The organism is Streptomyces sp. M41(2017) (genome assembly GCF_002078175.1).
Taxonomy (GTDB): Bacteria; Actinomycetota; Actinomycetes; order Streptomycetales; family Streptomycetaceae; genus Streptomyces.
Map to the genome: position 1 here is coordinate 1,199,732 of NZ_MWFK01000001.1, position 12,930 is coordinate 1,212,661.

At 72.8% G+C, this 12,930-nt stretch carries 7 protein-coding genes; 4 read left to right on the forward strand and 3 right to left on the reverse strand.

The genetic code is table 11. The features are described 5' to 3' along the window. Nucleotides 1-325: 325 nt before the first annotated feature. The 3 genes from prfB to B0675_RS05340 form a co-directional block, all read right to left on the reverse strand. Nucleotides 326-1,432, reverse strand: coding sequence for a peptide chain release factor 2 (prfB, locus tag B0675_RS05330; protein ID WP_081217594.1), 1,107 nt, complete (start codon nt 1,430-1,432; stop codon nt 326-328). Between the two features lie 193 nt (nt 1,433-1,625). Continuing rightward, on the reverse strand, nt 1,626-2,879 hold the full coding sequence (locus B0675_RS05335) for a serine/threonine-protein kinase (protein WP_081217597.1): 1,254 nt from the start codon (nt 2,877-2,879) through the stop codon (nt 1,626-1,628). Nucleotides 2,880-2,984: 105 nt separating this feature from the next. Further along, a complete protein-coding gene (locus B0675_RS05340; protein ID WP_081217599.1) occupies nt 2,985-4,688 on the reverse strand; it encodes a serine/threonine-protein kinase in 1,704 nt (567 codons plus the stop codon). A 465-nt stretch (nt 4,689-5,153) separates the two neighbouring features. Here B0675_RS05340 and B0675_RS05345 point away from each other — a divergent pair, with 465 nt between their 5' ends. The 4 genes from B0675_RS05345 (at nt 5,154) to B0675_RS05360 (ending at nt 12,894) form a co-directional block, all read left to right on the forward strand. Next, nucleotides 5,154-8,972 carry an FHA domain-containing protein gene (locus B0675_RS05345; RefSeq protein WP_081217600.1) on the forward strand — a complete coding sequence of 1,273 codons (3,819 nt, stop codon included), beginning with the start codon at nt 5,154-5,156 and terminating at the stop codon, nt 8,970-8,972. Nucleotides 8,973-9,228: 256 nt separating this feature from the next. Then, on the forward strand, nt 9,229-10,638 hold the full coding sequence (locus B0675_RS05350; RefSeq protein ID WP_081217601.1) for an ABC transporter substrate-binding protein: 1,410 nt from the start codon (nt 9,229-9,231) through the stop codon (nt 10,636-10,638). 7 nt (nt 10,639-10,645) lie between these two features. After that, nucleotides 10,646-11,986, forward strand: coding sequence for a sugar ABC transporter permease (locus B0675_RS05355; RefSeq protein WP_081217602.1), 1,341 nt, complete (start codon nt 10,646-10,648; stop codon nt 11,984-11,986). Beyond that, nucleotides 11,983-12,894 carry a carbohydrate ABC transporter permease gene (locus B0675_RS05360; protein WP_081217603.1) on the forward strand — a complete coding sequence of 304 codons (912 nt, stop codon included), beginning with the start codon at nt 11,983-11,985 and terminating at the stop codon, nt 12,892-12,894. The genes B0675_RS05355 and B0675_RS05360 overlap by 4 nt, the downstream gene beginning before the upstream one ends. Nucleotides 12,895-12,930: the final 36 nt, after the last annotated feature.

Here is a 12,930-nt window from a genome sequence, read left to right on the forward strand (position 1 = left end):
CAGTAGCTGATCGTCAGTGGAGCAGCGCCCGGGGCCACGGCGTCACAGGTGGCCTCTCTCGGCCTCCCGGTTCACATGCGCCCCAGAGATACGCATGCCACGCGTCACCCTTCCCAGTTTTCACAGCAACGTCAAGGTCGTTGCGTACGCGATGTCCGGAACGGCGTCATTTGCCTGTCGTGAGGACATGTGACTGTGACGTAAAACCCAGACAACCCCCACAACAAAGGCAACTGCCGTCCGGTGGACGGCAGTTGCCTTGTCGACAAAGCGGCCGCCGCAGCGGGTCAAGAATTCCCGTCCCCGGCGCGGCCGTTCGCGCGGGTTATTTCTCCTGCTGCTTGCGCCAGCGAATTCCGGCCTCCAGGAAGCCGTCGATCTCGCCACCGAACACGGCCTCGGGGTTGCCGACTTCGAACTCGGTGCGCAGGTCCTTGACCATCTGGTACGGGTGCAGGACGTACGAACGCATCTGGTTGCCCCAGGAGTTGCCGCCGTCGCCCTTGAGGGCGTCCATCCTGGCCTGCTCCTCCTGACGGCGCCGCTCCAGCAGCTTGGCCTGCAGAACGTTCATGGCCGAGGCCTTGTTCTGGATCTGCGACCGCTCGTTCTGGCAGGAGACGACGATGCCGGTGGGCAGGTGGGTCAGGCGCACCGCGGAGTCCGTGGTGTTGACGCCCTGGCCGCCCGGACCGGACGAGCGGTACACGTCGATGCGCAGTTCCGACTCGTCGATCTCGATGTGGTCGGTCTGCTCGACGACGGGCAGGATCTCGACACCGGCGAACGAGGTCTGGCGACGCCCCTGGTTGTCGAAGGGGGAGATGCGCACGAGACGGTGCGTGCCCTGCTCCACGGAGAGGGTGCCGTAGGCGTACGGGACGTGGACGGCGAAGGTGGTGGACTTGATGCCCGCCTCTTCCGCGTACGAGGTCTCGTACAGCTCCGTCTTGTAGCCGTGGCGCTCCGCCCAGCGCAGGTACATGCGCTGGAGCTTCTCGGCGAAGTCGGAGGCGTCGACGCCGCCGGCCTCGGCGCGGATGGTGACGACGGCCTCACGGGAGTCGTACTCGCCGGACAGGAGGGTGCGGACCTCCATCTCGTCCAGCGCCTTCTTGACGGCCGTGAGCTCGGTCTCGGCCTCGGCGCGGGTGTCCGGGTCGTCCTCCTCCTCGGCCATCTCGAAGAGCACACTCAGATCGTCGATGCGTCCGCGGAGCGCCTCGGCCTTCCTGACCTCCGCCTGGAGGTGGCTCAGCTTGCTGGTGATCTTCTGCGCCTCGTCGGGGTCGTCCCACAGGGACGGCGCGGCCGCCTGCTCCTCGAGCACGGCGACATCTGCCCTCAGCTTGTCGAGGTCCAGGACGGCCTCGATCGACTCCATGGTCGAGGAGAGGGACTTGAGCTCTTCGGATACATCGACGACTGCCACGCCTCCAGCGTAACGGCTACGACAACCGGGACCGCCCTCGTCCCCCGGGGGTCGGCCCGTCCGGCGATCGAGGACGAGGCCGTCCAGGCCGCGGCGGGGGTCCGGGGGCGCAGCCCTCAGGGACGGGACGGGTGGGGGCGGAGGGGGTGAAAGGCTCCGGCCAGGGGCCTCGCACCGGGGCCCCACCCCGGGGTCACGGGGACGACGGGGCCGAGTTCTTGGTGTCCTGGGGGTTCGCTCCGGCGTCGTCGCCTGAGGTGGCGAGCCAGGTGCCGACCCCCACCGCGGCGACGAGCGCGACCGCCGCGGCCCCCAGGGTGATCCGCCGCCGCCGGGCGGAGGCACGGTGCCGTGCGGACCCGGGCCGGGGGGCACCGGCGGCCCGGGGTGCCCGGGCGGTGCCGCGGGCGCCGCCGGCCAGTTCGTCGGGCGCCGGCACCCGCATCGAGGTGTGGGTGTCGCGGTTCGAGTCGGGCGCGGCCCCCGGAACCAGCGGCACGGCTCCGCGCCGCACCCGCTCCGCGGCGGGCTCCGCCGGTTCCGCGCTCTCGTCGTTCTCCTGGCGCTCCTCGTCGGCCTCCTCGCCCTCCGCGTCCGGCGAGTCCACGTCCAGCGGCGGCATCCCGGCCAGCAGCGGCAGCTGCTCCCGGAGCCGGGCTCCCAGCTCGGAGGCGCGCAGCCGGGAGGCGGGCGCCTTGGCGAGGCACTGCACGATGAGCTGCCACAGCTCGTCCGGGATGCCGGGGAGCGGGACGACGGTCTCCGTGACGTGGCGGCGCAGGACGGCGCCGGGATGGCCGCCGCCGAAGGGCGTGAACCCGGCGAGCAGCTCGTAGAGCACGGTGGCCAGGGCGTAGATGTCGACGGCGGCGCGCGGCGGCAGTCCCTCGATGATCTCCGGGGCCAGGTAGTCCGGGGTGCCGATGATCTTCGTGGCCCGGGTGCGGCGCGGGGAGTCGATGAGCTTGGCCACACCGAAGTCGGTGAGGAGGGCGGGGTGGGATCCGCCCGGGCCGAGCGGACCCTGCATGTCGAGCAGGACGTTCTCGGGCTTCACGTCACGGTGGACGACACCGGCGGCGTGCGCGGCGGCCAGCCCGTCGGCGACGTCGGCGACGATCGCGACGGCCGACTCGGGGGCGAGCCTGCGCTCCCGGTCGAGCCGGGTGCGCAGATCGGTGCCGCGGACGAGGTCCATGACGAGGGCGAGGTCGTTGCCGTCGACGACCAGGTCACGGACCGCCACCACGTGGGGGTGGTCGAGACCGAGCAGGGCGGTGCGCTCCTGCACGAAGCGCCCCACGAGCTCCTGGTCGGACGCGAGGTCCTCGCGCAGCAGCTTGATGGCGACGGGACCCTCGGGTCCCTCGCCCAGCCACACCGTGCCGGCGCTCCCCCGCCCCAGGATCTGGTTCGCGGTGTACCGGCTGCCGATCTTGCGTGCCAAGACTGCTCCTACAGACGCGTGTTGTCGCTAAAAGTACGCGTCCGAGGAGCCAACCTTCACTCCCGAGGCGGAAATCACCCGTCAGATATCGACAAATCCACAGGGTCAGTTGCCCGAGGAGCCGCTTCCGCCGAGGTCGCCGACCCACCCGCTGACCGTGTCGAACCAGTCGCTGAGCTGCGCCCAGTAGCCCTTCGTGCTGCCGATCCAGTCCTGGAGGGGGCTGAACTCCCACACCAGCCAGCCGGCCACGAAGAGGATGACGAGGGTGAACAGACAGCCCTTCAGGCAGCCGAGCCCCGGGATCTTCATGGGGTTGGCGCTGCGCTGACGGGGTTCACGCGCGGGACGCGGCGCGGGCTGCTGCGGCTCGGCGTAACGCTGCGGCCGGGGCTGCTGCTGGGGAGCCGGGGCGTAGCGCTGCTGCTGCTGCTGCTGGTGACGCGGCGCGTACTGCTGCGGGTCCTGCTGCTGCGGGTAGCCGTAACCCTGCTGCTGCTGCTGCTGCCGGCCGCGCTGCGGTCGCTGCTGCTGGGGTTGCTGGGGCTGCTGCTGCGGCCGGGCCACCTGCCGCTGGGGACGGCGGCGCAGCGGGTCCTCGTTCGGGTCGAGGTACTGGACCTGCGTCTGGTCGTTGCGGTCGCGGGCCGCGCGGAGCTGGTTCTGCCAGGGGTGCGGGTCCTCTCCCTGGCCGCCGCCCGGCTGGTTCGGGGGCACGGGCGGCAGGACCGCGGTCGGATCGGCCGCGCCGCGGGTCGGCAGGACGGAGGTGGGGTCGGCGTCGCCGGAGGTGTGCGGCAGCACGCTGGTGGCGCCGTACGGGTCGTAGGAGCCCGCGTTGTGCGGGAGCACCTGGGTGGGGTCGGCGGCGCCCGGCATGTTCGGGACGGTCGCCGGGGACGGGTCGGGCGCGAGGAGGGCGCCCACGCCGTCGGCCGCGGCGATCTGCGCGGGGGTCGCGTGCACGCCGACGCCCGCGGCGACGGCCCGCAGTCCGCGCGCGAGGTTCTCGGCGCTGGGCCGCTCGTCCGGGTTCTTGCGCAGGCAGCGCTCTATGACGGTCCACAGCGGGTCCGGGACGGTCGAGGGGCGGCGCGGTTCGGCGCTGAGGTGCTGGTGCAGCACTTCGAGGGCGGACCCGCCGGAGAACGGCGGGCGGCCGGTGACCAGCTCGTACAGCAGGATGCCCGCGCCGTAGATGTCGACGGCGGACGTCTGCGGGCGTCCTTCGGCGGACTCCGGCGCGACGTACGCGGGCGTGCCGACGAACTCGTGGGTGCGGGTCAGTCCCGGGGAGTCGGCGAGGCGGGCGATGCCGAAGTCGGTGAGCATCGGGTGCATCCCGCCGGCGTCCTGCTTGAGGAGGACGTTCGCCGGCTTCAGGTCGCGGTGCACGACGCCGTCGGCATGGCTGGCGGCGAGCGCGTCGGCGACCTGGGCCGTCAGCAGGGAGGCGGCGACGGGCGAGAACGGCCCGTTCTCGCGGAGGTAGCGGTGCAGGTCGGGTCCGTCGACCAGGTCCATGACGAGCGCGAGCAGGTCGCCCTCGACGACGAGGTCCCGTACGCGCACGATGTTGGGGTGGGTGAGGCGCAGCAGCACCGAACGCTCGCGCAGGAACCGCATCACGATGTCGGCGTCGCTGGCGAGCTCCTCCTTCAGGACCTTGATCGCCACGGTCTCGCCGGGCTGGCCCGCGACGGCGGCCTCGGCGCCCGCGGTCTCCCGCTGGCTGGCGCGCCAGACCGTGCCTGTGGCGCCGCGCCCCAGCGGCTCCTCAAGGAGGTACTTGCTCCCTACCGGCCGCACGTCATGCGCTCCCTGTTGCTTGCTTGCCTGGTCCGTCCACCGTGGTCACCGTGGTACAGGTTTCCGACCCACTGTAGTGCCGCCTTCCCGGGCACCGGGCTGGTCTCGTCGTGTGCTTGCCCATAGGTCCCCCGCGCGCCTGTGGTCTGCATAAGCGCATACGTGCGGCTACCCGTGCATGTTCGATGGAAAGACGCTCGGTCCGGTCGCTTGGTTGCCGGAAGCCGGACGTGACCGATCTCAAGCGGACACCCGCCGGCTACCGGTCAGGCACTTTTACGGGCAGAGCCGACCAATCAAGATCACTTACGGGTGGGGGGCGGGCGTGTTGTCAGTGGCAGGTGCGAGGATGCCTCCAGTACTGGCCGACGTGCCCGTGTGCGGTGGGGGATTTCTGCGGTGGGGGACCGCAGCACAGCCTCGTCCTCGTCGCGGACACCTGCGCGGAAGGGACCCCTGACGGCGATGCAGATCCGGCTGACCGTCGTAGACCCGTTGGGCCCGCCCTCGGAGCCGCGGGGGCGCGCCGCGGCCTGCGATGTGCTGGTGACCGCGCCCGCCGGGACGGCGCTGGCCGCGGTCGCGTCGGGGCTGGCCTCGGCGGTCGGGGGGAGCGGGGGCACCGGCCAGGGCGAGCGGGGCCGAGAGCCCGGGGGCGGCCAGATCGTGCTGTACGCGGGCGCGGAGCGGCTCGACGCCCAGCGCTGCACCCTCGGTGAGCCGCCCCTGACCGACGGCGCCGTGCTCTGTCTGGGCGCGCCCGCCGAACCGGGCCCCGACCTGGACGACGTCTCGGCCCAGCTCCATGTGGTCGCCGGTCCCGACGCGGGCGGGGTCCATCTGCTGCACGGCGGCCAGATCCACGTGGGCCGCTCCGCCCGGGCGGACGTCCCCCTGGACGACCCGGACGTCTCCCGCCTGCACTGCGCCGTCACGGTCACTCCGGACGGCCGGGTCTCGGTCGCCGACACCGGCTCCACGAACGGCACGACACTGGACGGCACCCGCGTGGGCGAGCGTCCCGTCCGCTTCACCGAGGGCGCGCTGCTGCGCGTCGGCGAGTCCGCCCTGCGCCTCGCCCCGCCCGGCGGCCCGGGCGCGTTGGCGACGGCACCGGACGGCGAAGGGCATGTCCGGGTGTCGGCGGGCGCCCCCCGCGACGCCCCGGACGGCGGCTCCGCCGGACCGCTCCCCTCGTCCGCCCCGTCGCCGAGCGCCTCCCCGGACGACCGGCAGCCGCACGGAGCGGTCCCCCACGCGCGCGGGGACAGCGCCTCCCTCTTCCAGGGAGGTTCCCTGCCTCCCGCGGACGCGACCCACCACGCCTACGGCACCTCCGAGTGGGGGGCCTCCGCTGACGGGGTCCCCGGAGCCGGGGAGTACGGGCGGTACGGGGGGTCGGAGCCGCCCGTCGTACCGGAGCAGGGCGGAGCACCGCGGATCGAAGGCGGCCCGCGCGGCGGGGCCTCCACGGGGGCGCGGGGACGCCCCGGTGGGAGCGGCGGTCACACGGGGACCACCGGGGAACGGCCCGGAGGAGAACCCGAGGACACCTTCGGCCCCGGACCGGGCATCCCGGGCGCCCGCAAGGGCACACCGATGCGCGGCACCGACGTTCCGGCGGGGATGCGCAGGCGCGGCGGTCTCGGCGCCTGGGCCCGCCGGCTGACCGGAAGCCGCGGCGGACCGGAAGGCGCGGTGCCCGAGGCGTACGACGACGGAGCGCTCGTGGTGCGGGACCTCCCGACCGCCGTGCACCGCTCGCCCGAGACCTGGCCCGACCCGGCGGCTCTGCTGCTCACCGCCCTGGGGCCGGGCCCCCGGCTCTGGGAGCGCGGCCCCGGTCACCCGGAGGCCCTGACCGTGCGGCTCGGCACGACCGACCGGACGACGCCGGGCGGCTCGGGCGCGCTGCCCGCCGTGCCGGTGACCACGGGACTCCGGGAGGTCGGTTCCCTGGGCCTCGCGGGACCGAGGGCCCGGCTGGCGGGGCTGGCCCGCGCGGTCGTCGCCCAGCTCGCCGCGCTGCACTCCCCCGACGCGCTGGAGATCGTCCTCATCAGCGCCGACCGGGCCCGGTCCGTGCAGGAGCGCAGCGCCGAGTGGTCCTGGCTCGGCTGGCTCCCCCATCTGCGTCCCACCCACGGGCAGGACTGCCGTCTCCTCCTCGCGTACGACCGTGAGCAGGCGGCGGCGCGCACCGACGAACTCCTGCGCCGCCTGGAGGACCACCTCGCGGAGACGGACGGCGGACCGGGCCGGCGGGGCACCCGCCCCGGCGGCGACGACGGCTCCGTCCCGGCCGCCCGGCGCGCGGAGCGGCACGGCAGCGGCGGCCACGACGGACCTGGCACCGGCGACCCCGCGCGCGGTGCGGCACACCGGCCCTCCTGGGCCCGCGACGGGAGCGGACCGGACACCGGCTCCGGGCCGGACGCCGGCTTCGACGGCCCGTACACGGTGGTCGTCGTGGACGGCGACCCCGGTGGCGCGGACGTCCGGGAGGCCGTCCTGCGCCTCACGCACGAGGGCCCGCGGGCCGGTATCCACGTGGTGTGTCTCGCCGAGACGGCGGCCGCGTCACCCGCGTCCCCGGTGACGGAGACGTACGAGGCGGCGTGCGCCGTCGTGCCCGCGTTCCGTGCCTGCGGAGCGGTGGCCCTGCTCAGCGGGGACGTGGCCACGGCACTGCGGCTGCTGCGGGTGGCGCCGGGCGGTACCGGCGGTCCCGTCCCCGACAGGGCTCCCCGGACCGGGGCACCGCACGGCGGCCCGTCCCACGACGGTGGAGCGGAGCGGACCGGGTCGCCGGTGCCGTCACCGCGTTCCGGCCCCGCGCACACCGGGCCGTCGGCCGCCTCGTCGCGCCACGACGGATCGACGCACCTGGGCATCCCGCATCCGGGAGCCGGACGAAAGTCCGGGTCCGGCGCAGAATCGTCCTCGTCGCACCCCGGCTCACCCGGCACCGGGGGCCGGCCGGCGCGCGGCCCGGTCGGTCACGGCACCGTCGCCGGGGTGGACGCCGTGTCGCTCGCCTGGGCCGAGCGGTTCGCGCGGGCGCTCGCACCGCTGCGGACGGACGGCGCACAGGGCGACCGGCACACACGCGTGTCCGCCCCCCTGCCCCAAGCGGCCCGCCTGCTCGACGAGTTGGGCCTCGCCCGCGCCACCCCCGCCTCCCTGATGGCGCGTTGGGCGGACGCCGCGGACGACACGGAGGCGCTCGGCGGACGGGCCCGGGCCGTCCTCGGCGCGGGCCCGCGCGGCCCCGTCGCCGTCGACCTCCACGTCGAGGGCCCGCACCTGCTGATCGAAGGCCCGCCGGGCAGCGGCCGTACGGAGCTGCTGCGCTCGGTCGCCGCGTCCCTCGCCGCCGCCGAGCGGCCCGACCGGCTCGGCATCGTCCTGATGGAGGGCCGGGACGGTACGGGCGGGCACGGGACGACAGCCGCCGGTGAGGGCCTCCAGGTCTGCACCGATCTGCCGCACGTCACCACTCATCTGACGGCCAACGACCCCGTTCGTATGCGGGAGTTCGCGCAGTCCCTGAGCGCGGAGCTGAAGCGGCGTTCGGAGCTGCTCGGCCGGCTCGGCTTCGGCGAGTGGCACACCGGGCAGGCGGTGTCCGGCCGGCTGGTCGCCCAGCGCGCGCCCGGCCCGTCCGCGGGCACCAGGCCGTCGGCCGGCGCCGCCGACCTCGACACGCCGTCCAGCTCGACGCTGCGGCTGCGGCCCGCCGCGGCCCGCCGGCAGACCGAGCCGGGTCCGCCGCTGGCCCGCCTGGTCGTGGTCGTCGACGACCTGGACGCCCTGCTGTCACCGCCGTTGGGGTCCCCGGGACGTCCGGCGGCCGGTTCGGTCGTGCGGGCGCTGGAGGCCGTGGCCCGCGAGGGCGACCGGCTCGGGGTGCACCTCGTGGCGGCGTCCGCGGTGGACGGCCGTACGGCGGGGTCGGAGCTGGCGCGGTCCGCCGCGCTGCACGTCGCCCTGGACACGCCGTCGCCGGGACCGGACGAGCCCTCCCCCGGGCGGGGCCGTCTGCTGCGCCGGGACGGGCGGGAGACGCCCTTCCAGGGCGGCCGGGTCACCGGACGCATCCCCCGCACGGCGACACTGCGCCCCACGGTCGTCCCCCTGGAGTGGCATCGGATGGGCGACCCGCCGGCCCGCCGCCCGGTCCGCGAGCTGGGAAACGGCCCGACGGACCTGGCCCTGCTCGCCAGCGCGCTGGAGCGCGCGGCACGTTCCGTCTCCGCCGCCGAGGTGCCGTCGCTGCTGTAGGGGAGCCGAGGGATCGGTCCGGCCGCGGGCCGATCCTGAGCGACGCCTCCGGAGCGGGAACCCGTCCTCAAGTGCCCTGTTCGCGAGGTCTGTTCGGGCCGCGCGCAGGTGTGCCCCACGTCACGACCCAATCACGATCGCTCACTTGACAGTACCGGCGCTCTTGCCGCCCTCGAGCGACCAGGCGTAGACCGGAGCGCACGGGACAGCTGTTCGGACGTTCAACGAGGAACGCAGAACGGAGAACGGGGCACTGATGCGCAGCACTCTTCGTACACGCAGGTCGACCGATCACACCACGCACCGCTCACGCAGGACCGCGCAGGCCGCCGCTGCCGCGCTCGTCGCGGGGGCGCTCACGCTCACCGCGTGCGGCGGCGACAACGACGGCAAGGACAAGGGAACCGACGGCGGCAAGCCCACCGCGAGCGGTGGCGCCGGCTCCGTGACCCTGCCCAAGCTCGACGGCGACACCCTGGAGGTCGCCGCCGTCTGGACCGGCGCCGAGCAGGCCAACTTCAAGAAGGTGCTGGCGGAGTTCGAGAAGCGGACGGGCGCGAAGGTCACGTTCGTACCCGCGCAGGACCCGATCATCAACTTCCTCGGCTCGAAGATCGCCGGTGGCGCTCCGCCGGACGTCGCGATGCTCCCCCAGGTCGGCGCCATCAAGCAGGCCGTCGACAAGAAGTGGGCCAAGCCCGTCGGACCCGAGGCCCAGGCGCAGTTGGCGAAGAACTACGCGCAGGGGTGGCAGGACCTCGGCAAGGTCGACGGCAAGCAGTACGGCGTCTACTACAAGGCCGCCAACAAGTCGCTGGTCTGGTACAACGCGAAGGTCTTCGAGAACGCGGGCGCCAAGGAGCCGAAGACCTGGAAGGACTTCCTGACCACCGCGCAGACCGTCTACGACTCCGGCGTCACCCCCGTGTCGGTGGGCGGCGCGGACGGCTGGACGCTCACCGACTGGTTCGAGAACATCTACCTCTCCCAGGCGGGCCCGGAGAAGTACGACCAGCTCGCCCAGCACAAGGTCAAGTGGACGGACCCGTCCGTGAAGGACGCGCTGACCACGCTCGCCCAGATCTGGGGCGACAAGAACCTCATCGCGGGCGGCCCGGACGGGGCGCTCCAGACGGAGTTCCCGGCGTCGGTGACGCAGACGTTCACGGGTGGCGACCAGCCGAAGGCGGGCATGGTCTTCGAGGGCGACTTCGTGGCCGTGAACATCGCGGAGACCAAGGCGAAGATCGGCACGGACGCGAAGGTGTTCCCCTTCCCGGCGGTCGGTGCCAAGCCGCCGGTGGTCAGCGGTGGCGACGCCGCGGTCGTCCTGAAGGACTCCAAGGCGGCCCAGGCGCTCGTCACCTTCCTGGCGTCGCCCGACGCGGCGACCATCCAGGCGAAGCTCGGCGGCTATCTGTCGCCGAACAAGAGCGTGGCACTGTCCGCCTACCCCAACGCGGTCCAGCAGAAGATGGCCAAGGCGCTGGTCGCGGCCGGTGACGACTTCCGCTTCGACATGTCCGACCAGGCCCCGCAGTCGTTCGGCGGTACGCCCGGCAAGGGCGAGTGGAAGGACCTCCAGGACTTCCTGAAGAATCCGAAGGACGTCGCGGGCGCCCAGAAGAAGCTCGAAGCCGACGCCGCAGCGGCCTACAAGGGCTGATCCGGCGATGACGTCGGCAACGGCCGGGGGCACCGCACCGGTGCCCCCGGCCCGTAAGCGCAAGAGCGTGACCGGCACCCGCAGGACGGTGGCAGCGCTCTTCCTGCTGCCCGCCCTGGTGCTGCTCGGCGCGCTCGTGGTCTACCCGATCGGGTACTCGGTCGTGCGCAGTTTCTACGACCAGTCGGGCGACGGTTTCGCCGGGATCGACAACTACAAGGCGCTGTTCAGCGACGACGGCATCCGCACCGCGCTGAAGAACAACATCATCTGGGTGGTGTTCGCCCCGACGGTCGCGACCGCGCTGGGCCTGATCTTCGCGGTGCTCACCGAACGGGTGAGCTGGGGAACGGCGTTCAAGCTGGTCGTCTTCATGCCGATGGCGATCTCGATGCTCGCCTCCGGCATCATCTTCCGGCTGGTGTACGACCAGGACCCGGAGAAGGGCATCGCGAACGCGGTGTGGGTGGGGGTGCACGACACCTTCGCCTCGTCGTCGGCGTTCCCGAAGGCCCACCTCGGCCGGGAGTCGCCCCTGAAGGCCGACGGGGGCGGCTTCGTCACCCGGGACGCCGTGCGGGCCGGACAGTCCGTGTCCCTGCCGCTGGTGGGCGTCGCCCCGGACCAGATGCCGGACAGCGCCAAGAAGGCCGTGCGGGCGAGTACGGACCCCGGCAAGGTCACCGGCACCGCCTGGCAGGACTTCACCCGCGGCAAGGGCGTGGGGAAGCTCGGCCAGGTCGACCCGAGCGAACTGGGCTACTCCGGGATGCGGATCGAGGCGGTCAAGGACGGCAAGGTCGTCGACTCGACGAAGGTCGGCGGCGACGGCACGTTCACCCTCTCGGACAAGGCCGACGGGGCCCTGCTGCGACTTCCGGCGGACAACTTCAAGGAGCCGTACAACGGCCTGGACTGGCTCGGCCCGTCACTGGTCACGCCCGCCATCATCGGCTCGTACATCTGGATGTGGGCGGGCTTCGCGATGGTGCTGATCGCTGCGGGGCTCGCGGGCATGCCGCGTGAGCTCCTGGAGGCGGCCCGGGTCGACGGGGCGAACGAGTGGCAGGTGTTCCGCCGGATCACGGTGCCGCTGCTCGCACCGGTCCTCTCGGTGGTCGCCGTGACGCTGATGATCAATGTGCTGAAGGTGTTCGACCTGGTCTTCATCATCGCTCCGGGCTCCTCCCAGGACGACGCGAACGTGCTGGCCCTGGAGCTGTACCGGAAGGGGTTCGCCGAGGGCCAGCCGGGGATCGCGAGCGCCATCGCGGTATTCCTGCTGCTGCTGGTGATCCCGGTGATGCTCTTCAATGTCCGCAGGCTCAGGCGGGAGGTGCGGCGATGACGGCCCATGCCGGAAGTCTCACGAAGACGGCGTCGGCACCCGAGGCGAAGACGGCCCGGCGGTCGCTCGGTTCACGGATCGCGGGCGCCGTCAGCGGCGGCGTCCTGCGCGTCTTCCTGCTCCTGGTCGGTCTGTTCTGGCTGGTGCCCACGCTCGGGCTGCTGCTCTCCTCGCTGCGCAAACCGGAGGACATGAGCGCGACCGGCTGGTGGAAGGTCTTCACCACCCCCTCGCAGCTCACCCTGGACAGCTACCAGAAGCTCCTGGAGAACAGCGACATCACCAACTCGCTGCTCAACACGGTGCTGATCACCGTGCCGGCGACGCTCCTCGTGGTGGTGATCGGCTCGCTGGCGGGCTACGCCTTCGCCTGGATGGAGTTCCCCGGCCGCGACTGGTGGTTCCTCGGCGTGGTCGGCCTGCTGGTGGTGCCGGTGCAGGTGGCGCTGCTCCCGATCGCCGAACTCTTCGGGAAGATCGGCATCTTCGGTTCCATCATCGGCGTGGTCCTCTTCCACGTCGGGTACGGGCTGCCGTTCGCGGTGTTCCTGCTGCGGAACTTCTTCGCGGAGATACCCCGGGAGCTGCTGGAGGCGGCCCGGCTGGACGGCGCGGGTGAACTGCGGCTGTTCGCCCGGGTCGTGATGCCGCTCGGCGGGCCCGCCATCGCCTCGCTGGGGATCTTCCAGTTCCTGTGGGTGTGGAACGACATGCTGGTCGCGCTGGTGTTCTCCGACTCGGGCAGCCAGCCGATCACGGTCGCGCTCCAGACGCAGGTACGCCAGTTCGGCAACAACATCGACGTGCTGGCGCCCGGCGCCTTCATCTCGATGGTGATCCCGCTCGCCGTGTTCTTCGCGTTCCAACGGCAGTTCGTGTCCGGCGTGATGGCCGGCGCGGTCAAATAGGCAGGTTGGCCGAGCACTTGAGGGGCGGGCCGGACA